Source organism: Streptomyces sp. NPDC058691, assembly GCF_042714775.1.
In the GTDB taxonomy this organism is placed as follows: Bacteria; Actinomycetota; Actinomycetes; order Streptomycetales; family Streptomycetaceae; genus Actinacidiphila.
Map to the genome: position 1 here is coordinate 185,005 of NZ_JBHXSO010000004.1, position 25,375 is coordinate 210,379.

The following is a 25,375-nucleotide window of genomic DNA, read 5'->3' on the forward strand; positions in this document are numbered from 1 at the left end:
TTGGCAGATGACGGCTCCGGCGACCATAGTCCCCGGGTGACCCTCTCGACCTCCCGCCTCGCCCTCCCCCGCTTCCCCGACTGGGCCGGGCGCAACTTCCGGCTGCTGGCCGCGGCCGCCTTCGTGACCAACCTCGGCACCTCCGGCGCCGTGGTCGCCTCGGCCTTCGCCGTGCTGCGGGCCGGCGGCGACGGCACGGACGTCGGACTGGTCGCGGCGGCACGCACGGTGCCGCTGGTGGTCTTCCTGCTCATCGGCGGCGCGGTGGCGGACCGGCTGCCCCGGCACCGGGTCATGGTCGCCGCGAACTGCCTGAACGCGGTCTCCCAGGGCGTGTTCGCCCTGCTCGTGATCTCGGGGGACGCCCGGATCTGGCACATGGCAGCCCTGGCCGCACTGGGCGGCACCGGTACGGCGTTCTTCGCTCCCGCGAACGAGGGCATGCTGCTGTCCACCGTCGACGGCGCCCACGCCGGCCGCGCCTTCGCCGTGTTCCGGCTCGGGGTGAACGGGGCCAACGTCGGCGGCGCCGCGCTCGCCGGGGCGCTCATCGCGCTCGTGGGCCCCGGGTGGGTACTGGCCGTGGACGCGGCCTGCTTCGCGCTCGCCGCGTCGCTGCGGGCACTGCTGCGGGTGGAACGGAAGTCCGCGACGGCCCCGCCGGGCGGCGGTCTTCTGGGCGATCTGCGCGACGGATGGCGGGAGTTCGCGTCCAGGCGCTGGCTGTGGAGCATCGTCGTGCAGTTCTCCGTCGTCAACGCGGTCATGGTCGCCGCGGAGGCGGTCTACGGCCCCCTGGTCTCGCAGGCGGAGCTCGGCGGCGCCGGCCCCTGGGGCGCGGCGCTGGCCGCGTTCGGCGTGGGAAACATCGCGGGCGGGTTCCTGATGCTGCGCTGGCGACCGCAACGCATCCTGCTCGCGGGCACGTTGTGCGTCTTCCCGTTCGCCCTGCCCGCGGTGGCACTCGCGCTGGTGGTGCCGGTGCCGCTCCTCGCGGCGACGATGCTCGTGGCCGGGCTCTCCGTCGAGGTCTTCGGCGTGACGTGGATGCTGGCGCTGCGTCAGGAGATCCCGGAGGACAAGCTGTCCCGCGTCGCCGCCTACGACTGGTTCGGGTCGGTGTCCATGATCCCGCTCGGCACCGCGCTCGCCGGTCCCGCGGCCGATGCCTTCGGACTGACCGGGGCCCTGTGGGGATGCGCGGGCCTCGCCATCCTGCTCACCGGCGCCGTCCTGCTGGCCCCGGAGGTGCGCGGCCTGCGGCGCAAGGACACCACCGCCCAGGTGGCGGGCGGCGGGCCAGCGCTCGTGGTTCAGCCCACCCCGAACGACCCCGCGGGCGGCTCGGGAGAGGGCACCGCGTCCGTGTCGTGAACCGGGCGTGCCCGCCGGAGGAAGAGCGCGAGTGCGTCACCGTGGACGACCCGCGCGGGGAAGGCGTCCGCGAGGGCGCGCCGGGTGAGCCGGTCTACGGGCAGCGGCCGGCGGGACGCGGCGAGCACGGTGTTCCCGAAGCGGCGGCCCCGCAGCACGCCGGGCTCCGCGATCAGGCAGACCTCGCCGAACAGGGCGCGCAGACCCGCGATCTGGGGCCGCACGAAGTCGAAGGGGGCGGAGTCGGCGAGATTCGCCAGGTAGACGCCGTCGGGACGCAGCACACGCGCGGCCTCGGTGAGGAACTCGTACGAGGTCAGATGCGCGGGCACCCGCGAACCGCCGAAGACGTCGACGACCACGACGTCCGCGGAGGCGTCCGGCGCCGCCTCCAGCCAGCCGCGGGCGTCCTCGGTGGCCACGGTCAGCCCCTCGGCGCTCGCGGGCAGCGGCAGTCGTCCGGCGACCAGGTCCGCGAGCGCCCGGTCGGCCTCGACCACACGCTGGCGGGAACCGGGCCGGGTGGCGGCGGTGTAGCGAGGCAGCGTGAGGGCGCCGCCGCCGAGATGGACCACGTCGAGCGGCTGCCCCGCGGGGGCCGACTCGTCCAGGGCGTACGCCAGGCGCCGGGTGTACTCGAACTCCAGATACGTCGGGTCGTCGAGGTCGACGTACGACTGCGGGGCCCCGTCGACGGTCAGCAGCCAGCCGGCGGGCCGGTCCACGTCGGGCAGCAGCCTCGCCGCACCGAAGTCCACGGCCTGGCTCACCGGGATGCGGTCGTCGTCGTCCTCCATCGGGCCATTGTCCCAGCGCCCGGCACGACCGTGCCCGGGGGGCGGGAAGGGGCCCGGGCCGCCTGGCCCGGGCCCCTTCGCTAGTCGAGCAACGCGGTGACGGTGCCCGCGCCGACGGTGCGCCCGCCCTCGCGGACGGCGAAGCCGAGACCCGTCTCCAGCGGCACCGCCACGCCCAGCTCGACGGTCATCTCCACCCTCGCGCCGGGCAGCGCGATCCCGGCCCCGCCGAGGTCCACCGCGCCGACGACGTCCGCCGTGCGCACGTGGAACTGCGGGCGGTAGCCGGTCGCGATCGCCGTGCGCCGCCCGCCCTCTGCGGCCGACAACAGGTGGACCGCGGCGCGGAACCTGCGGCTGGGCGTGACGCTCCCGGGAGCCGCGACGACGTGGCCACGCCGCACGACGTCGCGCGGGACGCCGCGCAGCAGCAGCGCGACGTTGTCGCCGGCCTGGGCCTCCTCCATCGGCTTGCCGAAGGTCTCCAGCCCGGTGACCACCGACGCCGTGTCCGCACCGAGCACCTCGACGCGGTCCCCGGCCCGGATCGTGCCGCGCTCCACCGCGCCGGTGACGACCGTGCCGCGACCGGTGATGGTCAGCACGTTCTCCACCGGCAGCAGGAATGGCGCGTCGGTGTAGCGGTGCGGCATCGGCACGTACGTGTCCACGGCGTCGAGCAGCGCCTCGATCGCCGCCGTCCACCGCGGGTCGCCTTCCAGCGCCCCCAGCCCGGAGACGCGGACGACGGGCAGGGTGTCCCCGGGATACCCCTGGGCGGAGAGCAGCTCGCGCACCTCCAGCTCGACCAGGTCGGTCAGTTCGGGGTCCCCGGCGTCGGCCTTGTTGAGCGCGACGACGATGTGCTCGACGCCGACCTGGCGGGCGAGCAGCACGTGCTCGGCGGTCTGCGGCATGACTCCGTCGAGGGCCGAGACGACCAGGATCGCCCCGTCGAGCTGCGCCGCCCCCGTGATCATGTTCTTCACGTAGTCGGCGTGGCCGGGCATGTCGACGTGGGCGTAGTGCCGGGTGTCCGTCTCGTACTCGACGTGCGCGATGGTGATGGTGATCCCGCGGGCGGCCTCCTCCGGAGCCTTGTCGATCCGGTCGAACGGGACGAAGGCGGCGGAGCCGCGGGCGCTGAGGACCTTGGTGATGGCGGCGGTGAGCGTGGTCTTGCCGTGGTCGACATGACCCATCGTGCCGATGTTGAGGTGCGGCTTGGTGCGCTGGTACGCCTGCTTGGGCATGGTGCGGTGCTTCCTCGGTCAGTCGGCTCGTCCGATGCAGCTGATTCGGCTGATTCATCGACAAGTCGATCTGCGGAACGGGACCCCTGCGTCCTGCCGACCCTCCCCCTGCGGGGTCCGCCGGACTGTCCGGGGAGGGTCAGATTCGGGCGCCGCCGAACGCGTGGACCGGGAAAGCCGGTGCCGGCGCAGCCTTCGGCGCGTCCGCGACCGCGGAGGCGTCTGCGAGGAAGGCGTACCGGAACATGCCGCCGATCATGCGGCACGGGACGGGCCGGGGGCGAACGATTTTCCGGTCAGGGCGCCGCGCGCCGCGCCAGCACATAGGCGCGGCGGGACTCGGCCTCGTGCGGGTAGTGGGTCCGCTCCAGCGCCGCCCGCACGGTGAATCCGGTGTCCTCCAGGGCGGCGCGGACGTCCCCGACGGCGAGGAAGTGGAAGTCCACGTCCACCTCGTGGCCCCACCACTGCGCCATGTGCCGGACCTCGGCGCCGAGATGGAAGGCGACGAGCAGTGGCGCGGCGGGCCGCAGCGCGCGCCGCATCTCCGCGAAGGCGGGCCGCAGTTCGTCCGCAGCGAGGTGGATCACGCTGTACAGCGCGACGGCGGCGCCGAACTCGCCGTCGGCGGCGGGGAGACGGCGGAGGTCGCCCACCCGGAACTCGGCGCAGGGGTGGTCGGCGCGGGCGAGCGCGACCATCTGCGGCGACAAATCGATCCCCACCGCCCGCACGCCCCGCTCGGCGAGCCAGCCGGTCACATGGCCCGGACCGCAGCCCAGGTCGGCGACGGGCGCCCCGTCGGCGGTCTCCTCGACGAGGGCCGACAGGAGGGCGCGATCGAGCGGCTTGTGCGCGAGTTCACCGGCGATGCGCGTCCGGTACTCCCCCGCCACGGTGTCGTAGCTCCGGCGCACACGGCCGTGGTCGTGCTCTCTGGCACTGGGCATGCGCCCAGCATGGCAGTCACAGGCGCTTGGTGGCCTCCCGCACCGACAACGGCGACAGCCGGTCCGCCGACGACGCGACGAACTCCCGCACGGCGTCCGGATCGGTGCGGGCGTACTCGCGCAACGCCCAGCCGATCGCCTTGCGAATGAAGAAGTCGCGGTGTCCTGACTGAGCCAGGCAGTAGCGGAACAGCCGCTCGGCGTCGGTGTCGCCCTTGTACGTGAGCTGGTGCAGGAGGGCCGTGCGCGCGATCCACAGGTCGTCGTCGGTTGTCCAGGCGTCCATGGCCGCCACCAGGGCCGGATCGGCGGCGACCAGGGGACCGACGACGTGCGCCGCGAGCAGGTCGACCGTGTCCCACCACGGCTCGGTCGCCACGAGGTACCGGGCCGTGCCGAGGAACGCGGAGGAGCACCGCCCGATGTGGCGGCGCAGGAAGTCGACCGCGAAATAGCGGTACTCCCGTTCGGGCAGCGCCCAGCAGCGCAGCGCCACGGCCGCGCAGTCCTCCTCGCCGGGTCGGGGCGTGCCCGCCAGAACCTCCCGGGAGAGCACCCGCCGGGCAGGAGTGGCGATGCCGAGAAAGGGGAAGGCTCCGCGCATGTACGCCGACGCGGAGGCGGCCCGGTCCGGGTCGGCGGCCGCGGCGTACACCGAGGTCAGGCGGGGCAGCACCTGATCGGCGAGGGCGCTGTCCGGTACGACCGGGACATGGGATGTCATACGCGCACCGTACGCGGGACCACTGACAGTCCCCGGACGGACATCCTCCTGGGCTAGGCTCACGGGATGTCCGACGCCCCTGCCATGTCCGGTTCCCGCCCACGCCTGCGCGTGTCGCCGTGGGTCCGACTTGCGCTGCTCGTCGTGCTCCTCGTGGCCGCCGGGGTCTGCGTCCTGGTCTGGGAACCGCAGCGTTACCTCGCCGGCGGCTGGCCCGCCCACCTCACGGGGTTCGCGGCGATCGTGCTGTTCACGGCCGGCTACGGCATCTGCGCCACGGCCTTCGTCCCCCGCCCGCTGCTGAGCATGGGCGCGGGCGCCCTCTTCGGCTCGATGTGGGGGCTGACCGCGGCGATCGGCGGCACGGTGATCTCCGCCGCGATCTCGTTCGTCCTGGTCCGCGTTCTGGGCCGGGACGCGCTGCGCCCGCTGCTGCGGGGCCGCATCCTGCGCTCCGCCGACCGGCAGTTGAGCCGGCACGGCTTCCGCACGATGCTCCTGATGCGCCTCTTCCCCGGCATCCCCTTCGCGGCGGCCAACTACGCGGCGGCGGTGTCGGAGACGCGCCTGGTGCCCTATCTGATCGCGACGGCGCTCGGCACGATCCCGAACACGGCGGCCTACGTCGTCGCGGGCAGCCGCGCCGCCACCCCCACCTCGCCGGTGTTCCTGCTGGCGATGGGCTTCCTCGCGGTGACCGGACTCGGAGCCCTGGTCTTCACCGCCTGGGCCCGCCGCCGCCGGCGTCGCTGACCGCGCGGCCCGGGCGATGGCCTCCACAGAGATGCCGAAAACACGCCGGGGTCTGATGCGGGGAGCCGGGGACCGGGTGGCGCCCGGCTCACCGCCGCATCGTGACACGGCCGTCGTCGGCTGACGCGGCCTCAGCCGGCCCGACGGGCCCCGCCCGTCAGCCCTGGCGTGCGCCGGGCCAGTCGGCGTAGCGGATGCGGGAGATCTCCAGGATCTCGCCCGTCGTGCCCCACTCGTCCTTGCCGAGGCGCGAGAGCGGGCGCAGCTTGCGGACGTCGGGGAGGCCGTCCGCCATCACGGCCTCGGAGACGGCGGCGTGCACCACGCGGCCGAAGACCACCGTCGAGTCGCCGAGGGTCACCATGCTGTGCAGCTCGCACTCCAGGGCCACCGGGGAGGCGGCAACGCGCGGCGGCTTGACCGCGTGGCTGGGCTCGCGGGCGATGCCGACCTCCTCGAACTCGCTGACGCCGCGCGGGAAGTCGGTCCCGGTCGCGTTGATCTGCTCGAAGAGGTGCTCCGGAGCGAGATTGACCACGAACTGCCGGGTCTCCTCGATGTTGCGCACCGAGTCCTTCCGGCCGACCGACGTGAACTGCACGACCGGCGGGCTGACGCACGCGACCGTGAAGAAGGAGTGCGGCGCGAGATTGGCCGTCCCCGCCTCGCTCAAGGTGGACACCCACGCGATGGGCCGTGGCACGACCACCGAGGTCAGCAGCTTGTAGAACGGGGTGCGGCCCATGGCCTCGGGATCGAAGTCGATACGCATGGTCGCCAGTATCCCCTTCGGCGGGTGCGGACCGTAACCGACCTCTCCGCCCTGGCCGAACGCGAGGTTCCGATGAAAGTGCCTGGTATCGGAAGGCACGAGTCACCGGAGTCGATCACCCCATGTCCACGCCGTACGAGTGGGACGACATACTCATTCCGCCGCAGGCACGCGGCGGCCGCGTCACCCTGAACCTCAACGACGAGCTGGCCGCGTACCTCCCCAAACGGCCGGCTGCCTATCTGCGGATCTCCTTCGACCGCTTCGGCATCGAAGCCGGAGTCGACCGCCAGGAGGAAGATGCCGAGGACACTCGGGCACGGCTGCGCTGGGGACCGTTCGCCAAGATCTACAAGGAGAACGACACCTCGGCGTTCAAGAAGCGCAAGGTCGTGCGCGCCGACGGGACGATCGACTGGGTGGTCATCCGTCCGAAGTTCCGAGAGCTCCTCGGTGATCTCGCAGCCGGCGTCATCTACGGGGCACGGGCATAAACCTTCCGTCAACGTTCCGCACGGATCGGAGAAGCTGATCCCCACTGCTGTTGGCGTCCCGACCGGTGCCCCGGTCCGATCCGGGATTTCGCGTGAGTCATCGATCCCGCATGTGAGAACAGGTATTCCGAAAGGCGTTCACATGCCCTTCTCCACGGCCGCGTCGTGGTTCCGCCAGTACTCGGGCGGAGACCATTCCGCCTTGCGGCTGGTCTGCTTTCCCTATGCGGGTGGCGCGGCGTCCCTGTTCCGCGGGTGGGGCTCCCGGTTGCCGGACGGTGTCGAACTCCTGGCGGTCCAGTACCCGGGCCGGGAGGATCGCAGGCGTGAGGAGCCCGTCGGGGACATGGACGAGTTGCTCGACCGGCTCCGCGGCGCCTGGGCCGAACTTCCGGAGGTGCCCTACGCGTTCTTCGGGCACAGCATGGGGGCCATGGTGGCGTACGAACTCGCCACCCGGCTGGAGCGCGCGACCGGCCAGGGCCCGGTCCACCTGTTCGTCAGTGCCGCGTATGCGCCCGGTACGGGCTCGGTGCCGACCGAGGTGCCGCCTGAGGAGCTGGCGGAGCACATCGACCGCTACTTCGGCGGTCTCCCGGCGGAGGTCCGCGACGACGAGGCCTGGGTGCGTCAGTTGACGCTGCTGCTGGCCGCCGACTTCGCGCTGTACCGCTCGTACCGGCCGCGTCCGGGCGCCCCGTGGCGGCTCGGCGCGGCCATCACCGGTTTCGCCGGGGACCAGGACCAGGTGGTGCCCGCCGCGGACATGGCGTCCTGGGCGGACCGCACCGCCGCGGGGTTCGAGCTGCGCAACGAGCCGGGGGCCCACCTCTTCATCCGTGAAGGGTGGGCCCCCGTCGTCGACGCCGTCAGTGCCGTGCTGCGCCCCCGGCTGCTGGGCTGAGCGCCGCCGTCTCCGCCGCGTCCTGCAGGGCGTCCGCCTGGCCTTGCAGGACGTCGAGGTCCTCGGAGATGACGCTGCCGGTGGGGATGTCGGGCAGTCTGTCCTCGATCCTCCGCAACGGGCGGTAGCGCAGTCCGAAGACGCCCCAGCAGGACAGCAGGAGCCCGCCCGTGATCATGAGCAGGCCCATGCCGCGGCTCGGTCCGTCGCCCAGCACTGCCTGGAACACATGGTTCCCGCTGACCAGGGGGCCGAAGACGTGCTCGTTGAGCACCGGGGTCAGCAGGAAGCCGAGCGGCATCATGGCGGTGGCCAGCATCTGGTTGGTCGCCACGACCCGGCCCTGGAGCTCCAGTCCGACCTTCGCCTGAATGATCGCCAGCCAGTGCGCGTTGAGCACGGCGTTCAGTGCCCACCACAGGAACAGGCCGATGCCCATCAGCACGGGTGCCGGCCGCAGGCCGATCAGGGCGGTGGCCAGGCCCATGCCGACCGTGGTGGCGATCATGCCGTCGGCGCGGCGGCGGGTGCCGCCCCAGAAGGCCATGGCCAGTCCGCCGACCGCAGCGCCCAGGCCGCCGGCGGCGGTCACCAGGCCGAGGACGGCCGGGGTGCTGAAGGACAGCACCAGCGGGGCGGTGAGCACCGTGGTGGTGGCGGTGATGTAGTTGACCACCACGAAGAAGACCACCATCGCCACCATGGGCTTGCGCCGCACAATGAAGCGCCAGCCGCCGGTGATGGCGGAGGCGAAGGTCTCCCGTCGCTTGCGGAAGAGGCGGTCGGGGAAGCGGACGGCCAGCAGCACCGCCGCGCCGCCCGCCAGGCCTACCAGGTCCAGGGCGATCACACCGCTGAGCCCGGCCAGCGTGATGAGCGCTCCGCCGAGGACGGGTGCGATGAGGGTGCTCAGCGCGGTGCCGAGTTGGGCCACGCCGTTGGCCTGTGCCAGGTAGGGCTTCGGCACGAGCTGGGCGACAGCCGCGAGGTAGGCGGGGCGCTGGAACGCCGCGGTGAGCGAGGTCAGCCCGGCGAAGAGGGCGATCTGCCACACCTGGAGCGCGCCCGCTGCGGCGACCGCTGTGAGCGCGGCCAGTGCGGTGCCGTAGACGGCTGTGCAGGCCAGCATGACCTTGCGCCGCTCGTACCGGTCGGCCACGGCGCCGCCGAAGGGGGCGGCGAGCACGGCGGGCAGCAGGGCCAGCATCGTGATCATCGAGTAGTAGGCGACGTTGTGGGTGCGCTGGTAGACCCAGACGCCGAGGCCGAAGGCGGTCAGGCTCGCGCCCGTGAGCAGGATCGTCTGGCTCAGCGCCAGCAGGCCGAATCTCCTGAGGTCGCGCAGGTCCTGGCCGGCGGGCCGGGCGGGACGTGCCGGGGCGGCGGCCGGCGTATTTCCGGGTGCGGTGCCGGCGGCCGGGCTCTCCGTGATCCTCCCGGAGATGAGGTCGGCGAGCTCGCCCGCCTGGTGCTTGACGAAGTAGTGGCCGGCGTCGGGGATCCGGGCCAGGTCGACCCGGTCGGCGAAGGCGTACCACTCGGCGTGCCGCTCCTCGGACAGTTCCGTGGTGCGGTCGCGGTCGCCGATGACGCACAGCACGGGCGTACGCAGCCGTGCCGCCTCGGGGGTGCCGAGCCGGGCGCTGAACCAGTCCACGGCCTGGCGCACGTCGTGCCGCACGCCGCGGATCACGGCCTCCTCGGTGGCCTCCTCCAACTGGCCGCCTAGGGCGGAGAGAACCTCGCGGTAGGCCCGGTCGGACGTCCAGCGGTCGCTCGGGAACCAGCGGTCCACCAGGGAGGACAGGCGTCCGGGGAGCCGGGCCGTCGGGAAGGACGCGCCGAGGACGACGCCGGCCAGTTCCGTGCCGAGCGCCTCGAGTTCCAGCGCGAGGCCGACGGCGGTCGCCGTGCCCACGCAGTGGCCGTACACCAGTACCGGGCCGTCGCGTCCGGCGAGTTCGTCCCGGCAGCCGTCGATCAGCTCGGCGAGGGTCGGCATGGTCTCGTCCGGACGGGCCGGGTCGTGCCCCGGTGGTTCCAGGGCGAGGACCTCCGCGTCGGGATGACGCGCCGTGAGCTCGGCGGCGAGCGGTCCGTAGGAGGCGGCGGAGCCGCCCGCGTACGGGACGCAGAGCACGGTGAGGCCGACGGCGGTCCCCTGCGCCGGTCCGGCCAGCCGCTGGAGCAGCCGGGTGTCGCGCTCGGCGGGGCCGTCCAGGAACAGCGCCAGGTCGCGCACGGTGGGGCGGGTGAACAGGTCGATGACCCGCAGCTCCGGGTCGATGGCGCGGGCGGCCCGCAGGGCGCGGAAGGAGTCGCCGCCGAGGGCGAAGAAGTCCTCGTCGACGTCCAGGTCGGCGTCGGGGAGTTCCAGTACCTCCTGCCAGACGGCGGCGATGCGGCGCTCGGTGTCCGTGCGTGGCGTCACCCGCTCGGCCGCGGCCTGGGCCGTCGGCTGCGGCAGGGCGGCGCGGTCCACCTTTCCGTTGGGGGTCAGCGGGACGACGGGGATGGCCGTCAGCGCTGTGGGCACCATGTGGCTCGGCAGGTCGGCGCGCAGCGCGGTGCGGGCGGCCTTGATGTCCAGCGGCTCGTCGCCGGCGGGGACGAGCCAGGCCGCGAGGTGGCGCTGGTTGCCCGCGCCGACGGCCAGGACGACGGCCTCGCGTACGCCGGGCAGGGCGCGGCAGGCGGCGGCGACCTCGCCGAGTTCGACTCGGTAGCCGCGGACCTTGACCTGGTCGTCGAGGCGGCCGAGGAACTCGATGAGGCCGTCTGCGCGCACGCGGACGCGGTCACCCGTGCGGTAGCAGCGGCGGGTGCCGTCCAGCGGGTCCGGGACGAAGGCCCGTTCCGTGGCCTCCGCGTTGGCGAGGTAGCCGCGGGACACGCCGGGGCCCGCGATGAGGAGTTCGCCGGGAACGGTGGGCGGCAGCGGCCGCCCCGCGGGGTCCACGACGTAGCAGACGGCGTTGGGGAAGGGCGTGCCGAGCGGGGCCACCGGTCCGCCTCGCCGGCGCGGGTCCACCTGGCCGAGGTCGCAGCCGAGGACCGAGACGGTGGTCTCGGTCGGGCCGTAGTGGTTGTGCAGGACCAGGTCGGGGCGGGCGGCGCGGATGCGGTCGGCCAGTTCCCACGGGCAGGGCTCCCCCGCCAGTACCAGGGTGCGGCGCGGCAGGACGGCCGCCAGGTCGCCGTGAGCGGCGAGGAGTTCGACGTGGCTGGGCACCATCTTGACCACGTCCACCGGGTGCGTGGTGAAGTACGCGGCGAGCCGTTGCGGGTCGGTCGCGGTCTCACGGTCGACGAGGTGCAGGGTGCCGCCGCTGATCAGGGCGCCGAAGACCGACAGGTAGCCGAGGTCGGCGGCCGCCGTGGACAGCAGGGCGAAGGAGCGGCCGTGCCCGTCGACGCGTTCCAGGCCGCCGTGCGCGTAGTGCACGAGGCTGCGGTGCTCCACGGCCACGCCCTTGGGTGTGCCGGTGGAGCCCGAGGTGAAGATCACGTAGGCGAGGTCGTCCGGGGCGGTGCCGGTGTCCGGCCTGGTGTCGGGAAGCGTCGCGTCCGCGGCGGTCTCACCGATCAGGGTGCATCGGGGGGCGGTGGCGCGTGCGGCGAGAGCGGACTGGACGAGCAGGTGCTCGCTGCCGGACGCCTTCAGCGTGGCCGCAAGCCGCTGGTCGGGGTAGGACGGCTCCAGCGGTACGAAGGCCGCTCCCGCCTTGAGGGTTGCCAGGACGGCGACCGCCAGGTCGAGACCGCGTTCGGCGAGGACGGCGACCGGGGCCCCGGGCCGTACGCCGGTCGCCAGCAGCCGGTGGGCCACGCGGTTGGCCCGGCAGTCGAGCTCCGCATAGGTCAGAGAGCCTTCTGCGGCCACCACCGCCACGCTGTCGGGAGTGCGGTCCGCCCAGTCCTCGATCAGGGCGTGCAGGGGGCGGTCCAGCGGGAAGCGCCGGACCGGACCGTGGACGACGCCGGCGCCGGGCTCGTCGAGCGCGAGGGCGCCCACGGGGGCGTCGGGGTCGGCCAGCAGCGCGTCGAGCAGCCGCAGGTACCAGTCGGCGAGCCGTTCGGCGCTGTCGCGCTCGAAGCGCTCGGCCCGGTACTCCAGGACGCCGCTGAGGGTGCCATCGGACTCCCGCTCGAAGAGCTGGAGGGCGAGGTCGGCCTTGACCGAACCGGTCGGCACCTCGCGGAACTCCGTGGTCAGGCCCGTGAAGAGTTCGCTGACGTCGGGCCGGCGGTAGAGGTTGGCCATGGTGTCGAACAGGGGGTTGGCACCTGCCGCGCGGTCCGGGCGCACCCGTTCCACCACCCGCTCGAACGGCACGTCGCCGTTGCCGATGGCGTCCAGGACGGTGCTCCGCACCCGCTCCAGCAGCGTCCGCCCGGAAGGGTCGCCGGACAGATCGGTGCGCATCACCACGGTGTTGACGAACAGGCCCACCGCCCGGTCGCTGCCGGGGGTGCGTCGGCCGCCGTCCGGGACGCCGACGGGAATGTCCGCGCTGCCCGAAACGCGGGCCAGCAGCGCCTGCCAGGCCGCGAGCAGCACCATGAAGGGTGTGCAGCCGGACGACGAGGCCAGTGCACGCAGCCGCGCGTGGAGCTCGGCGGAGAACACCAGCGGCACCGCGCCGCCCAGGTCGGAGGGGACCGGACGGTGCGGACGGTCGGCGGGCAGGTCGAGTCCCGCACCGCAGCCGGACAGCCGTTCCGCCCACCAGTCCAGGCGGGCGTCCTCCAGTTCCGCGGGCAGCCGTTCGGCGACGGCCGCGTACTGCGGTGCCGCCTGCGGTGCGGGACGAAGGCCCCGGCGGGCGGCGTACAGCGCGGCCAGGTCGGCGATCATCAGGCCGTTGGACCACGCGTCGGTGGCGATGTGATGGACGACCAGCAGCAGCGCATGGTCCCGCTCGCCCACGGTGAAGCAGGCCGCGCGCAGGGGGCACTCCTTCTCCGGCGCGATCGGCCGGCGGACGCGTTCGCCAACCTGCCGGTCCAGTTCCTCCTCGGGATCGGGGTGGGCGGTGAGGTCGACGTGCTCCACGGGCACGTCGGCGACGGGGCGGATCCGCAGCACCGGTCGCGGCCCGGAGGCGTCCACGGAGCCGCGCAGCACCTGGTGCCGCTCGGCGAGGTCGCGCACGGCGCCGAGCAGGGCCTCCCGGTCCAGCGGCCCTCGCAGGCGCAGCAGCACGGGTACCAGGTAGGCCGGGCTGTCGGGCTGCAACTGTGCCTGGAACCACAGGCGTTCCTGGGCCGTGCTGAGCGGCGCGGGGGCGTCGTCGTCGCGGGGGGCACGCTGCCGGGCGGCCGCGGCCCGAGTGGCCAGCAGGGCGCGCAGCCGGTCCTGGTCGGTGCCCGGCGAGTGGACGGGGGACGTCGTCATCGGGCACCGCCTTCCGCGTCGAGGGGCGGCAGGGAGACCCCGAGCCGGTTGTGGATCTCGGCGGCCACGCGTGCGCCCAGCAGGCTGTGCCCGCCGAGCGCCACGAAGCGGGCCTGCGGATCGCCTACCTCAGAGGCCTGCGGGAGGACCTCGTACCAGATCGACGCCACGGCGTCCGGGTCGCCCTCCTCGGCGGAGGCGCCCGTCCGGCCGGAGCGTTCGCGCATCAGGCGCTGCAGCAGCGGCCGTCCGCCGTCCATCCGGCCGGACCGTGACGCGGACCGCTGCGCGTTCAACTGCTCCTCGGCTCGCTGCCGCAGGAGTTTGCGGTCCCGCTTGCCGCTGCTGCTGAGGGGGAGTTCGGCGGCGATGAGGAAGCGGGTCGGCACGTAGGCGGGCGGTACCCGGTCGGCCAGGTGCTCGCGGAGCCTGCGGGGCAGCCCGTCCCCGGCCGGCGTCCCGGCGCCGTCGGCGGTGGGACGGACCCAGGCCACCAGTTCCACGTCCTCACCCACCTTGGCCGCCACCACGGTGCCCTCGGCCACCTCGGGGTGACCGTTCAGGTGGTGTTCGACCTCCTGCGGTTCTATGCGCTGGCCGCGGATCTTCACCTGGTCGTCGACGCGGCCCAGGTACTCGAGGCCGCCGTCCACCACGCGCACCCGGTCTCCGGTGCGGTACCAGACGGGTACCGACGCGTCGTCGTCCGCGGGGACGAAGGCCCACTCCGTCAGGTCCGGCCGGTTGAGGTAGCCCAGGGCCAATGGCATGCCGCCGATGCGCAGTTCGCCTTCCTCCCCGGTGGGGACCGGCTCGCCGTCGCCGCCGAAGACGCCGAGGACACAGTTGTCGACAGGCAGCCCGATGAGGACCCGGTCGACGTCGGCGGCCTCTTGCGGACAGGTCCAGTGCGTGACGTCGATTGCCGCCTCAGTGGGGCCGTACAGGTTGTGCAACCGGGCGGGCAGGCTCGCCGTGAAGTCGCGTGCCACGGCGACGGGCAGGGCCTCGCCGCTGCAGAAGACATGTCGCAGCGAGGTGCAGTCCTGCGCGGCGGGCCCGCGCAGGAACTCGCGGAGCATCGACGGCACGAAGTGGCACACGGTGATCCGGTGGTCCTGGACGGCGCGCGCCACCAGAGCCGGGTCGCGGTGCTCCTCCGGCGGCAGGAAGACGCAGGTGGCCCCGGAGATCAGCGGCAGCCACAGCTCCCAGCCGGAGACGTCGAAGGTGACCGGGGTCTTCTGCAGGATCCGGTCCTCCGGCCCGATGCCGTACGTGTCGCGCATCCACAGCAGCCGGTTGCACAACGCCAGGCTCGGCAGGACGACGCCCTTCGGCGCGCCCGTGGAACCGGAGGTGAACAGAACGTACACAGGCTGGTCGTCGGCCACCTGCGGCAGCGGATCCGCAACGAACCCGGGGCCGCCGGATTCCACCGCGACACGTGATACGTCGACCTCGACCGTGCGCAGTCCGTGCCCGGCCAGGACAGGTCCGGCCTGCCCGCCGACGAGCGCCACCCGGCTGCCCGCGGTCTCCAGGACGGCGGCCAGCCGGGCCGGCGGATCGTTCGGGTCGACGGGCAGGTAGGGCAACCCGGCCTTCAGGACGCCCAGCAGCGCCGCGAGCAGCCCGTTGCTGCGGGGCACGGCCACCACCACCGGCACGCCCTCCGGAGCCCGGTCACGCAGGGTCCGGCCGATGGCGTCCGACCACGCGTCGAGCTGCCGATAGGTGAGGACGTCCACCCCGGACCGGACGGCCGGGCGGTCCGGGTGCCGCTCCGCCACGTCCCTGATCAGACCTGGCAAGCCGGTCGGACAGTCCCTCATGACCTTGGGTCCCGCGAGTTCCACGGATCCGGCACTCGAATTGTGTTGCACGTCCTCTGCTCCTCTCGCCCGGACAGGGCCGCGAGTCACACTAGGAACAGCCGGTCGAACGCCATAGAGGTGCTGATGAGACCTTAACAACCGTGCTTTTCAGACCTCTTGTCCGTGTTCACCTGAATGCGCCGGGAAGTGCGACGGGCGTGGCGGCGGCTGTGGTGAGTCAGGGAGACGGCCGTTGCACCGACAGGGGGCAACCGATCCATGAGGGCCGACTGGGCGATCGGGGCCGTACGCCCCGGCCGCCCTGAGCCGTGCCCCTCGTAAAGAAGTGGGAATCGGGTGGGCCCGATCCGGAGGACCGGGGCCCGGGCACCCCGCGGGCCGGTGACGGCGATCCGCCGCGGCCATCATCTGAGGCCGCTCTCATTTTTGATGGCGCCCTGACGACAGGTCCGGGCGGACACCGCTTCCCGGCGTCGGCATGCGGGTGTGGGTTCGTCCGCCGTACCGCGCCTGGCCCGCGACACGGCGGCCCGCGCGGAGGAGGAGCACCATGGCTGAGGCTCTGGGTGGCGAGGTCGCTGTCCGCGTCGTAGGTCGCGGAGAAGGCGCCGGCGACGGAGTCGGTGCGGGAGGTTCCGGACCGCGGGGGTCCTTGGCGGTGTCGTCGGTGTAGGTGGTCGTCGACAGTGTGGAGTCGGTGGTCTTCGTCACGCGCGCGAAGGCGGAACCGCACGGCTCTCCCGTGTCGTTCCGCAACCCTGGTGCCGCGGGCCGCGCTGCTGACGCCATTCCGACGACATCGGTGACGCACGCCACGGGGCATCAGGAATTCGTCAAGCTCGCCCGGCCCGGCGCCACTCTGCCTCGCCATCGAGACTCCGCGCCCGCCAGCACAGCGCGACAGTGATGGTTCGCGAGGCAGAGTGGCGCCAATGCCTCTCCGGGGGCGCAAAGGGGAGGCACAGCGCGATGCCGGACACGGTCGCCGTTGCCACACATCAAGGACCCCTTCTTCAGGTCCGGAAAACGGGCCGGAAGTGCCGTCGAATCCCGACGGCCCCGACAGGTCACGCCCCTTTCCGTCATCTCCGACCACTCCCCCGGGGCGATCGCAGCCGTCCCGCCACCACCCCGGCACCGTCCCCTCCCGGCTTCGACTGCTGCGTACCGTGTTATTCGCGACTGCGGCCGGACTGGCAGGCATCCTCACGGCGGGCGGCATCACGCTGAGCGGATCGTGGTCGGACATACGTCACCACTCCGCGCCTCAGGTGACCAGTGCCACGGGCCTGTACTTCACCCTCAACGACATGGACGCCCAGCTCGCCAACCGGCTGATGCCGGGGTTTAGCAGACTGAGGCCTCCGCACTCCACGACCAGCGGCGTGCCGAGGCCGCCGGCCACCTCCGTGAACTCGCGGAAGCGGCCGAGGACGATCCGGAGGCCGAACGCGACGTTGCCGAGGCCATCAGCGACCTCGGCGCCTACGAGGAACGGGCTGCCCGCGCCCTGCTCCTCGGCGAGCAGGGCCACCGCCTGGCGGCGGTGGCCACGTACAACTCCGCCTCGAACCTCATGCGCACGCATCTGCTGCCGGAGGCCGATCGCCTGGTCAACGTCAACGACGCCGCCTTCGAGCGCACCTATCAGGACAGCTCGGGCACCCAGTCCGTCATCCGCGTCACCTTCCTCCTGACCACACTCGTACTGCTGGCGCTTCTGACCACACTGCGGCTCTACCCGTTCTCGCGTTTCCGTCGCATGATCAACCCCGGTGCGGCAGCCGCCAGCGCCCTCGTGCTCGTTGTGCTGGTCACCGGGCTCGTCGAGATCTCCAGCCAACGCGAGCAGTTGCGTATCGCGCGGCATGACGCCTTCGATTCCGTCGTCGCGCTCACACGGGCGCGGGCGGTCTCGTACGACGCCAACGCCGACGAGTCCCGATACCTCCTGGACCAAGCCGGCGCCGACGGGCACGAACGGCACTTCCTCGTCACGAGTCAGCAGCCCATGAACCTGCCCTGGACGACCTCGACGAGCCTGCGGCGGCCGGCTTACCAAGCCCCCGGCCTGCACGACGTCTTGGACCGCTGCCGGCAGGAAGGCATGCCGCACGTGATCCTGGACGGCACGCTCATCGAGTCCAACCGCCTGGCCGGTGTCCGCGACAACGGGAACGACCTGTGGTTTAGCCAGAAACACAAGGCATTCGGCGGGAACGTGCAGTTCCTGTCCGCCCCGGACGGCACCCCGCTGTGGGTCTCCGACGTCGAGCCCGGCTCCACGCCCGACATCACCGCCGCCCGTATCCACGCACTGCCCGCCCTGTACAAGGCCGCCACCGACGACGGCCTGCCGACACTCGCCGACAAGGGCTACATCGGCGCCGGCATCGGCATACACGTCCCGGTCCGACGCCCCAAGGGCCAGTCCGAACAGGCCCTCCACGCCGACACCCGCACCATCAACACCCTGATCAGAGACCTGCGCGCCCTCGGCGAACGCGCATCAGCCGAACTCAAAGAACGCTGGCGCGCACTCAAGCACGTCTCCCTCAGCCCCAGCCGGATCGGCGACATCGCCCGCGCCGCACTCGTCCTCAACGGAATCTGGAAATGATCTTCGTTGAGAAAACCTCACTCGGTCGCGGGAACCGCTTGTGGATCGCCTCATCGGCGAGTTCGTCGTCTCGGATTCCGGCGATGACAGGATGGAGCCGCCTACGCGTGTTCCAGCTGGCGGCGAATATCGAGTCGGTGATGCCGCAACTCGTGCAGCGTGTGCACTGCGAACCAACGCAGGGATCGCACGGCCATCTCGGGGTAGGGGACGCTCAGAGTGCGTTCCCAGTCCGCGGGTCCGAGCTGGTCGAGTCCGTGGGTGAACAGCAGGGCCGCGTCGTGCAGTTGACGAGCGACATCGGCTGGTTCCTGCTGAATGTATCCGTCGTGTTCAACCCGCTCGTCCCGCCCCATCGGCTCGGTGACCGGCGAGTCGCTGCGTCGCGCGGCAAGTAGCCGTTCTCGCTGGACGAACAGCACATCGCGCATGTGACAGGCGTACTCGAGGGGACTCCAGAGCTGAGGTGCGGCGCGTCGTCGGAGTACGACAGGGTCGGCGCGCAACAGTTCCACGTATTCGGAGACATAGTGGTGGGTCAGCACCGACACTTTATCGGCCAACGCCAGATCGTACTCGTAATCACATTCAGTACAGTGCAGCATGGTATCCATAATATCTAATCCCGCCCCTCGGAGTGAGGGAAAACGATTGTCTCGCCTATCCGCCGTCGAAGCCTGATGACCTCTGGACCCTGGCGCATACAGTCCCGCCCATGACCGAGATCAGGGGAGAACGAGCTGGTAATACCCCTGCAGTTCCCGAATCTCAGTGGTTACTTGGACGGAGTGTGCACTGGGGATCGTGAGGTGCTCCTTGAGCAGGCCCAGTATCAGTTTTCCCAAGCGTTCCTTCAGCTCCTCAGGACGGCCTGGCAGGATGTCGACGATTGCGTGAACCATGTGGTGGTGGGGGCTTCCGTCGCCGACAACAGTCTCGTCGAGGGCGAGGAACCGGGTCTTGAATCCCCCCAGCGCGCTACTGATCAGGTCGGAGGCCGCAGCGTGCGCGGCCAAGGCGAACCCTCTCCTATCGAAACCCGCCGCCAGGGCTTCCGGGTACTGGACCGTTATCTGTGGCATGCCGACACCTTCCCGTGATCGAAGAACCCACCAGTAGCGCGGCGGTGTGATCGCGGGTCGAACTCGTCCGAGTCGCTCGGCTCGGACGCAGTGGTCGAGCCTGCCGCGGTCACCGCGCCGCCCACCTCACCCTGCTCCGGCCACGGCCTACTCGCCGACATACTCGCCCGATTCGGAGCTGCCCGGCTCCCGACCCGATACCCCGACACCATCGACATCCGACATCAGCTCAGCGACGACTCGCGAATCCGGGTCCGAACTGGCCGGGCGTTGCCGGCACACCCCCTCGATCTCCACGAGCAGGTCGGGCCGGCACACGTCGACGTTGAAGTAGGCGATCTCGGAATCAGCGCGGAACACCTGCGCGCAGATGTCGCGAACGGTGGCAAGGTGCTCGGGATCGCGGACGTAGACCTTGACCTGGTCGAGATCCCGCGCGGCGTAACCGTGGCCTTCCACGCCGTGCCGGCGCAGGTTGTCGCGACCGACGAGTGCGTCGATGTTGCAAAGGGTCTCGAGGGTCTGCCGTGTGACGTCGTCCGCGTGCACGGTGTCCTCGCCCAGGATGCTGGCCGTGCCCGACACGAACACGCTCCCCGTCTGCTGCCCCCGCAGGAACGTCGCGCGGGCGAAGCTCGGAGACTTCGGCCCATACCGCGCCGGGTACCGGTAGGCCGGGGTCTGCCGCGGATTTTCCAGGTGGACGGTCCGGCCCTGTTTCGCGGCCAGGACACAGAGGTCGATGCCGGGACTGAGCGTGCCGATTCCGGTGGCCGCCGGCAGCTGTGGGAACTGTCCGGCCCAAGCAGCGAATGCTTCGGCCCGGCCGACGCAGAAGTCGCGGTAGATCTCCACGCCTTCCGCGTTCGGGCCGGTGATGTCGCCGATCAGGTTCCACATGCGTACCAGGTGGGTATAGCCGCTTTCCCACACGAACCGCAGGGCGTCATCGTACAATTCGCGTACACGCTCCCGGTACACCGGCTGCGGCCCGAGACGTACGGCGTAGAACAGGTACTCGCCGTCCTCGGAATAGACAGCGTCCCCCGACGTGCCGGAGCGCCCGGGTCGGTCGGTCTGCCAGACCTCCTCGACCGGAGCACAACTCCCGTTCGCCATGTGGGTGGTCAGGCAGGGGATCCCATCGACCAAGGTGGGCTCGGCCGGCCTTTCGGCGAAGATGATCCGCCCCAGCACACTGCCGCCCGTCGCGTCGGCCACACCGGCAATGCTCGGGACCAGATCGGACCGCAGCCCCCGCACACGGTTCCGAAGTCGTGAGTGATTCAACGTAGCTCCAAATTTTGATCATGACTGCGGCGCCCGCCGCGAGGCGCAGCAGGGCGCATCTGAATCGGGTTCCGGTCCGACGAATTCGACCAGCCCAAACCAGTCGAACGGCACTCAGGACGGGTCGCAGCAAGCCCGAGTTGTCTGCGTCCTCGGCCATGCGATGCCGCATCGGTTAACCACCGGACAACTGCCGAGTGTCCTCGGCCGCTGCTGGTCGTTGCCGGAGGATGTGCCGGTGGCCGCGCTCATCGCGCGACTCCCTCCTCGGTCGCCAGCGCGGCGAGTGCCCGTTGCTCGACCACCGTGGCCAGATCGACCAGCACCGGAAACTCGAACACGGTGCGGACGGACACGTCGACGCCCAACGCGTCGAAGATCTCCCTGGTCACCCGGATCGCGGTCATCGAGTTGCCCCCGCAGTCGAAGAAGGAGTCGGAAGCGGCCACCCCCTGCACTCCGAGCACCTGTTCCCACGTTGCCGCCAGAAACTCCTCCACCACGGTCGCGGGCTCCACCCGCTTGCGCCCCGCCGGCTCGCGCTGCGCCCCGGGGAGCGCATCCGGCTCATGCGATGGCGGAACGGGCACCGCGAGTGCCGAGCAGACGCGGTCGGGATGGGCGCTGCCCTCGGTGAGGACCTGGCAGAATCCATCGAGCAACGCCGAGGCGGTCGCCTGATCGAAGCGCTCCACGTCGTAGCAAAGCTGCACCTCGCTCCCGGCGATCGTGTCGTTGACGAGGAAGGTGGCTTCGTTGGGAGCCGCGCCGGAGTCCCGCTCGCCGAGCACATGGAGCTCCGCGGCACCTGACCGCAGGCGTACCGGCATCCCGGACGGGCGCACCGACAGGACCACCGGGGTCAGCGGTACTCCCGGTGGCCGCACCACGCCCGCGGAGTCGGCTGCGTCCGACAGTGCCGCGGACGGCAGATCGCGGTGCGTCAGTGAGCGGTTGCGCGCCAGCGCCGCTTCTGCCACCACCGTCCGGAAGCTCTGCTCGGGTTCCCACCGCACCCGGACGGGCAGGGTCGCGATCAACGGACCGACCACGTGATCGAGTTCCACCACATCGCGTCGCGCCGCCGGCACCCCGACGAGTACGTCACGGGTCCCGGTCCACCTGGCGAGCAGCACGTCCAACGCCGCCAAGTACACCGCGAAGGGGCTCAGCCCACTGAGTGAACCCAGCTTGCGCACCGCGTCAACCGTCTCCGGTGCGAGTGGACGGCTCAGGCGCTTTCCCCGGCAGCTCAGAGCACCGTTGCGGGCACGGCGGGACACGTCGTACGGTGGCCGCGCGCCGGCCAGTTCCTTCGTCCAGAACTCCCGATCGGCGGTGGTGTTCGCGGCGAACAACGTTTGTTCCCAGCGGGCCACGTCACTCAACTGCACGGCTGGTTCCGCCATCGACTGCTCGGACCCGGCGAGGTGCGTGGCCAGTTCCTGCAGAAGGATGCCGGCGGACCAGCCGTCGAAGGCCACGTGGTCCACCGCGATGACCAGGGTGGCCGTGTCCTCCGCGGTCCGGACCAAGGCGGCGCGCAGCAGCGGCACGTCGACGTCGAGCGCGAAAGGCTGCCGGGCTGTCTCGTCGAGGACGGAGTGGATCTCCTCGTCGCTCATGGCCTGCGCGTCGTACTCGGCGAACGGGACCCCGGCCGGCGGGCGGACCTCGCCCGTCACCTCCGTCCCGTTCGCCCGCACCACCGTGCGCAGCGCCTCGTGTCGGACGACGAGAGCGTTCAGGGCGGCGGTCAGGGCGGCCGAGTCGACCCGGCCGGTGATGCCGATCGCAAACGCTTCTGCAGTGGCGCCGGGAAAGCCGCTGACCTGGCGGGTCATCCACAGCTGGCGCTGCATGTCGGTCAACGGCACACTCGCGGCGCCGACATGCCGCACCGGTGGTGGTAGGGCCGTCCCGGCATCAGCCAGCCGGCGCGCCAGGCCCGCCACGGTCGGCTCGGTCAGGAACGCTCCGGGCTGGACCGCGGTGCCCAGTTCCGCACGGACGCGGCCGACCACCCGGGCGGCGGCCAGCGAATTGCCACCCAGAACGTCGAACCGGTCCGACCGGCCCACCCGGGGCAGGCCCAGCACGTCCGCGATGATGGCGGCCACCTGCTCCTCGACCGCGCCGTGCGGCTGCTCACCGTCGCCGCCACCGGTGCCGCCGGTGGCGGGGATGGGAGGCAGTGCTGCCCGGTCCGCCTTGCCGCTCGAGTTCAGGGGCAGGTTCTCCAGCACCATGATGCGAGCGGGGACCATGTAGTCGGGCAGCCTGTCGCGCAGGTGATCGTGAAGCTCGGCCTCGGTGACCGGCGTGGTCCCCGCCGGCGCCTCCACATAGGCGTGCAGCGTGCGGACGCCCTGGGGGTCCGCCGGGGCGGTGGCCACGGCGTTGCGCACGCCCGGGTGCGCGGCCAGTGCGGACTCGACCTCGCCGAACTCCACCCGGAAACCGCGCACCTTGACCTGGTCGTCCAAGCGGCCGAGGTAGTGCAGGACACCATCGACGCGGCGGACGAGGTCGCCGGTGCGGTAGCGCCGCGCACCCAGGGAGGCGGGGTCCTCGACGAATCGCTCGGCAGTCAGCTCCGGTGCGCCGAGATAGCCGCGGGCGACGAGTGGTCCTGCCACCCACAGCTCGCCAGGTGTCCCGTCGGCGACCACCCGCTGATCGGCGTCGCGGACGGTCAGCTCGCTGCCGGCGACGGGCTGTCCGATGGGCGGGTTCCCCTTCTCCGCCCGGCCGATGACGTGTGTGGCGCAGAAGACGGTGCACTCGGTCGGCCCGTACACGTTGACGACGGTCTCCACGCCCGGCTGTGCGTACAGACGATCGACTAGCGAGCGAGTGGCCACCTCGCCACCGAGGTTCACCCGGCGCACCCCGCTGGGCAGTGGCTGTTCCAGCAGGGCGGCGATCGCAGAAGGCGGCGCGCCGATCATCGTGACCTCGTGGCGGGCCGGTAGCGTCGGCAGGGCAAGGATGTCGTCGGCCAGGACTACGGAACCTCCGGTGCTCAACGGCCCGAAGATCTGGTGGACCGATGCGTCGAAGCTGAGCGATGCAGTGGCCAGTCCCGCTCGCAGATGCGCGGGATCGCTCGTGCGTTCCACCCACCGCAGGAAGGCGACCACTGAGGAGTGCTCGACCGCCACACCCTTGGGTGCGCCGGTGGAGCCGGACGTGAACAGGACGTACGCGAGACCGTCCGCTGGGACAGGGGCGCCGCCGCTGTCGTTCAGGTCCTCGACGATGACGGGCTGGGCACCAGTCGCCGCGCAGGTGGGGGCCAGCTCGCGGGTGGTCAGCACGTACCGGATCGCCGCCAGCTGGACCATTTCCTTCAGGCGGGACAACGGCATTAGCGGGTCGAGCGGGACGTAACCGCACCCTGCCCGCCACACCGCGAGAATCCCCGCGACCATCCGCTCATCGCGGGGGAGACAGACACCGATCAGGTTCGCCGCGGGCTCGGCCAGGCCCTGCGCGAATCGGGCGGCCATGGCCGTCAGCTCCTGATAGCTGGTCCGGCGTTCGCCCGCGATGACCGCTGTGGCGGTGGGAACACGTTCGGCCTGAGCGGCCACAAGATCATAGACAGTCGTCATTGCGTTCTCTTCGAGAATCGGGGGAGGGATGGTCCAGTTCACCGGCCTGACCGGTGGCGTCGGAGGCCGACCTGACGCGGTTTCTTTTCGGCGTGGACCGTCCCGGCAGCAAGTTCAGCAGTACCTGTGCGCGACGGGGTAGCCCGGCTTCGGCATTCATACGAAGAACTAACGGGCGCCAAGTTCCGGCAACCGGATCACGCACCGGGACCAGGCCCGTGGGTCGGACCCCGCCCCGCTCGCGATGACCCATCAGGTCCGGACTTACGAGAGTGTCCGATAGGCGGCGAATCCGATGATCAAGGAGATGCCTGATGAGCGAGACCATCACCGAGCACGAGGCCGTGGAGGAGCCGGTCATCGAGCCGGCTGCGGAGGCGGTGTCGGACGATCAGTTGGTCGCGATGCTCGTCGACCGGGCCCGTTCCGAAGGGCTGCAGCTGACCGGTGAGGGCGGGCTGTTGCAGCAGTTGACCAGGCGGGTGCTGGAGTCGGCCCTGGAGGGCGAGATCACCGATCACGTCGGCTGTGACAAGCACGATGTGACGGGCAGGAACAGCGCCTTGTCGGCGCGCACACGGTCAGGACGGACACGCTGCCGGCCGGGTCCGACCCGGCCCGGTACGAGGTAGGCACCTTCTTCAGGACGGGCTCGATCTGCGGCCAGTCGCCGCGTTGCCCGGCGGTGATCATGATCGGCATGGGTTTTCGGTCCTGTTCGACGGCCGGGAAAGGCTTGGCGGTGTCATCCGCCACGCGAGCGTGCCAGCCCGTGATGGACGGGTTCGCTGAAGAATGCTCCCGGCGGTTCCTTCCGCAGTCACTCGGTTTCCGGGCCTGGGCCGCATGTTGATCGGCATGGCACACCGTCGAGTCGAGACTCAGGTCCCACACGATCACGCCCTTCGCGTCGGCCTGTGACCTGCGACTGACGAATACCCACAAATCTGCCCATCCGGTCTGGTTGGCCGAGACGTGTGACGGCCTGCACATTCCATTCCGAACGCGACAGACGAGTTAGGATGTCATTAAAGGCCCTTGTGTTGTGCTTCGCACCCTCTATAGCTTTCGCGCTGAAATCAGCTTCAAGCAAGTGGAGCACATGTGCGGCCCCAACTGAACCCTGCCATAGCCGAGGTAGCAGGTCGACGGACGTCCCTTTCCTTCCCTGCGGGAGTGCCCGGGCTGATCAGGGAAGTGTCCAGGATGAGGCCGACGGCCGTCGCCGTCGAGTGCGGCACCGAGCGGCTCACGTATGCACAACTTGAGGCGTGGTCCGACGAACTGGGCCGCATTCTCCGCGCCGAAGCGCCGTCAGGACTGGCGGTGGCGGTCGCCGTTCCGCGGGGTGTTCAGCTGCCCGTCGTCCTGCTCGGCGCACATTCGCCTGGCTGCACCAGTTCAAACAACTCCGCATCCGCTACGAGCGACGCGCCGACCTCCGCCAAGGTCTCCCCCAACTTGCCTGCACCATCATCTGTCTCCGACGGCTTCGGGCGGCATTCTGAA

General features: G+C 71.2%; 18 protein-coding genes and 2 pseudogenes. 8 read left to right on the plus strand and 12 right to left on the minus strand.

Features of this window, described 5'->3' with window-relative positions:
• The first annotated feature begins 36 nt into the window (after positions 1-36).
• Positions 37-1,374, plus strand: coding sequence for an MFS transporter (locus ACFWVC_RS04970; RefSeq protein WP_384277494.1), 1,338 nt, complete (start codon positions 37-39; stop codon positions 1,372-1,374).
• Here the strand turns inward: ACFWVC_RS04970 and ACFWVC_RS04975 are convergent.
• The 4 genes from ACFWVC_RS04975 to ACFWVC_RS04990 all read right to left on the minus strand — a co-directional run bounded on the left by ACFWVC_RS04975 (position 1,314) and on the right by ACFWVC_RS04990 (position 5,098).
• Positions 1,314-2,171 (minus strand): spermidine synthase, encoded by an 858-nt coding sequence (locus ACFWVC_RS04975; protein ID WP_384277500.1) that lies wholly within the window; start codon positions 2,169-2,171, stop codon positions 1,314-1,316. The two genes, ACFWVC_RS04970 and ACFWVC_RS04975, sit on opposite strands and share 61 nt — an antisense overlap.
• Before the next feature lie 80 nt (positions 2,172-2,251).
• Positions 2,252-3,424, minus strand: coding sequence for an elongation factor Tu (gene tuf / locus ACFWVC_RS04980; RefSeq protein WP_384277507.1), 1,173 nt, complete (start codon positions 3,422-3,424; stop codon positions 2,252-2,254).
• Between the two features lie 296 nt (positions 3,425-3,720).
• Positions 3,721-4,374 (minus strand): class I SAM-dependent methyltransferase, encoded by a 654-nt coding sequence (locus ACFWVC_RS04985; protein ID WP_384277510.1) that lies wholly within the window; start codon positions 4,372-4,374, stop codon positions 3,721-3,723.
• 16 nt (positions 4,375-4,390) lie between these two features.
• A complete protein-coding gene (locus tag ACFWVC_RS04990) occupies positions 4,391-5,098 on the minus strand; it encodes a DNA alkylation repair protein (RefSeq protein WP_384277513.1) in 708 nt (235 codons plus the stop codon).
• Between the two features lie 66 nt (positions 5,099-5,164).
• Between ACFWVC_RS04990 and ACFWVC_RS04995 the strand changes: the two genes are divergently transcribed.
• A complete protein-coding gene (locus ACFWVC_RS04995; RefSeq protein WP_384277520.1) occupies positions 5,165-5,851 on the plus strand; it encodes a TVP38/TMEM64 family protein in 687 nt (228 codons plus the stop codon).
• A gap of 157 nt (positions 5,852-6,008) precedes the next feature.
• On the opposite strand, the gene ACFWVC_RS05000 is transcribed toward ACFWVC_RS04995, so the two are convergent.
• The gene (locus ACFWVC_RS05000; protein WP_384277526.1) at positions 6,009-6,623 is read right to left on the minus strand and encodes a flavin reductase family protein; all 615 of its coding nucleotides are present in this window, start codon (positions 6,621-6,623) and stop codon (positions 6,009-6,011) included.
• Positions 6,624-6,745: 122 nt separating this feature from the next.
• On the opposite strand from ACFWVC_RS05000, the gene ACFWVC_RS05005 reads away from it, so the two are divergent.
• A complete protein-coding gene (locus ACFWVC_RS05005) occupies positions 6,746-7,117 on the plus strand; it encodes a hypothetical protein (RefSeq protein ID WP_384277533.1) in 372 nt (123 codons plus the stop codon).
• A 142-nt stretch (positions 7,118-7,259) separates the two neighbouring features.
• Positions 7,260-8,021, plus strand: a complete 762-nt coding sequence (locus ACFWVC_RS05010; protein ID WP_384277542.1) for a thioesterase II family protein — start codon at positions 7,260-7,262, stop codon at positions 8,019-8,021.
• On the opposite strand, the gene ACFWVC_RS05015 is transcribed toward ACFWVC_RS05010, so the two are convergent.
• The 3 genes from ACFWVC_RS05015 to ACFWVC_RS05025 all read right to left on the minus strand — a co-directional run bounded on the left by ACFWVC_RS05015 (position 7,987) and on the right by ACFWVC_RS05025 (position 16,791).
• A complete protein-coding gene (locus ACFWVC_RS05015; protein ID WP_384277551.1) occupies positions 7,987-13,419 on the minus strand; it encodes an amino acid adenylation domain-containing protein in 5,433 nt (1,810 codons plus the stop codon). The genes ACFWVC_RS05010 and ACFWVC_RS05015 overlap by 35 nt on opposite strands.
• Positions 13,416-15,212, minus strand: a complete 1,797-nt coding sequence (locus tag ACFWVC_RS05020; RefSeq protein WP_384277560.1) for a non-ribosomal peptide synthetase — start codon at positions 15,210-15,212, stop codon at positions 13,416-13,418. The genes ACFWVC_RS05015 and ACFWVC_RS05020 overlap by 4 nt, the downstream gene beginning before the upstream one ends.
• A gap of 1,312 nt (positions 15,213-16,524) precedes the next feature.
• Positions 16,525-16,791 carry a hypothetical protein gene (locus ACFWVC_RS05025; RefSeq protein ID WP_384277568.1) on the minus strand — a complete coding sequence of 89 codons (267 nt, stop codon included), beginning with the start codon at positions 16,789-16,791 and terminating at the stop codon, positions 16,525-16,527.
• Between the two features lie 12 nt (positions 16,792-16,803).
• On the opposite strand from ACFWVC_RS05025, the gene ACFWVC_RS05030 reads away from it, so the two are divergent.
• Entirely contained in the window at positions 16,804-17,877 is a 1,074-nt protein-coding gene (locus tag ACFWVC_RS05030; protein ID WP_384277575.1) for a transposase family protein, read from the plus strand.
• Positions 17,878-17,978: 101 nt separating this feature from the next.
• Here ACFWVC_RS05030 and ACFWVC_RS05035 read toward each other — a convergent pair whose 3' ends face one another.
• From ACFWVC_RS05035 to ACFWVC_RS05050, 4 genes are all read right to left on the minus strand, one after another.
• On the minus strand, positions 17,979-18,482 hold the full coding sequence (locus tag ACFWVC_RS05035) for a DinB family protein (RefSeq protein ID WP_384277581.1): 504 nt from the start codon (positions 18,480-18,482) through the stop codon (positions 17,979-17,981).
• Positions 18,483-18,602: 120 nt separating this feature from the next.
• Positions 18,603-18,959 (minus strand): isomerase, encoded by a 357-nt coding sequence (locus ACFWVC_RS05040; protein ID WP_384277587.1) that lies wholly within the window; start codon positions 18,957-18,959, stop codon positions 18,603-18,605.
• 147 nt (positions 18,960-19,106) lie between these two features.
• Entirely contained in the window at positions 19,107-20,180 is a 1,074-nt protein-coding gene (locus ACFWVC_RS05045) for an FkbO/Hyg5 family chorismatase (protein ID WP_384277592.1), read from the minus strand.
• A gap of 317 nt (positions 20,181-20,497) precedes the next feature.
• On the minus strand, positions 20,498-23,866 hold the full coding sequence (locus ACFWVC_RS05050) for an amino acid adenylation domain-containing protein (RefSeq protein WP_384277598.1): 3,369 nt from the start codon (positions 23,864-23,866) through the stop codon (positions 20,498-20,500).
• A 314-nt stretch (positions 23,867-24,180) separates the two neighbouring features.
• Between ACFWVC_RS05050 and ACFWVC_RS05055 the strand changes: the two genes are divergently transcribed.
• The 3 genes and pseudogenes from ACFWVC_RS05055 to ACFWVC_RS05065 all read left to right on the plus strand — a co-directional run.
• Entirely contained in the window at positions 24,181-24,498 is a 318-nt protein-coding gene (locus tag ACFWVC_RS05055) for a hypothetical protein (protein ID WP_384277604.1), read from the plus strand.
• Positions 24,499-25,072: 574 nt separating this feature from the next.
• Positions 25,073-25,222 (plus strand): annotated as a pseudogene (locus tag ACFWVC_RS05060) (hypothetical protein); the annotation flags it as partial.
• 20 nt (positions 25,223-25,242) lie between these two features.
• Positions 25,243-25,374, plus strand: a pseudogene (locus ACFWVC_RS05065) (IS5/IS1182 family transposase); the annotation flags it as partial.
• Between the last annotated feature and the right edge of the window lies 1 nt (position 25,375).

What these genes read in the sequence shown, in the direction of transcription:
- ACFWVC_RS05040 (WP_384277587.1), bottom strand. Translation starts at nt 18,959, where the DNA reads ATGCCACAGATAACGGTCCAGTACCCGGAAGCCCTGGCGGCGGGTTTC.
- ACFWVC_RS05055 (WP_384277604.1), top strand. Translation starts at nt 24,181, where the DNA reads ATGAGCGAGACCATCACCGAGCACGAGGCCGTGGAGGAGCCGGTCATC.
- ACFWVC_RS05005 (WP_384277533.1), top strand. Translation starts at nt 6,746, where the DNA reads ATGTCCACGCCGTACGAGTGGGACGACATACTCATTCCGCCGCAGGCA.
- ACFWVC_RS04975 (WP_384277500.1), bottom strand. Translation starts at nt 2,171, where the DNA reads ATGGAGGACGACGACGACCGCATCCCGGTGAGCCAGGCCGTGGACTTC.
- ACFWVC_RS04985 (WP_384277510.1), bottom strand. Translation starts at nt 4,374, where the DNA reads ATGCCCAGTGCCAGAGAGCACGACCACGGCCGTGTGCGCCGGAGCTAC.
- tuf (WP_384277507.1), bottom strand. Translation starts at nt 3,424, where the DNA reads ATGCCCAAGCAGGCGTACCAGCGCACCAAGCCGCACCTCAACATCGGC.
- ACFWVC_RS05010 (WP_384277542.1), top strand. Translation starts at nt 7,260, where the DNA reads ATGCCCTTCTCCACGGCCGCGTCGTGGTTCCGCCAGTACTCGGGCGGA.
- ACFWVC_RS05000 (WP_384277526.1), bottom strand. Translation starts at nt 6,623, where the DNA reads ATGCGTATCGACTTCGATCCCGAGGCCATGGGCCGCACCCCGTTCTAC.
- ACFWVC_RS05035 (WP_384277581.1), bottom strand. Translation starts at nt 18,482, where the DNA reads ATGCTGCACTGTACTGAATGTGATTACGAGTACGATCTGGCGTTGGCC.
- ACFWVC_RS04995 (WP_384277520.1), top strand. Translation starts at nt 5,165, where the DNA reads ATGTCCGACGCCCCTGCCATGTCCGGTTCCCGCCCACGCCTGCGCGTG.
- ACFWVC_RS05050 (WP_384277598.1), bottom strand. Translation starts at nt 23,866, where the DNA reads ATGACGACTGTCTATGATCTTGTGGCCGCTCAGGCCGAACGTGTTCCC.
- ACFWVC_RS04990 (WP_384277513.1), bottom strand. Translation starts at nt 5,098, where the DNA reads ATGACATCCCATGTCCCGGTCGTACCGGACAGCGCCCTCGCCGATCAG.
- ACFWVC_RS05015 (WP_384277551.1), bottom strand. Translation starts at nt 13,419, where the DNA reads ATGACGACGTCCCCCGTCCACTCGCCGGGCACCGACCAGGACCGGCTG.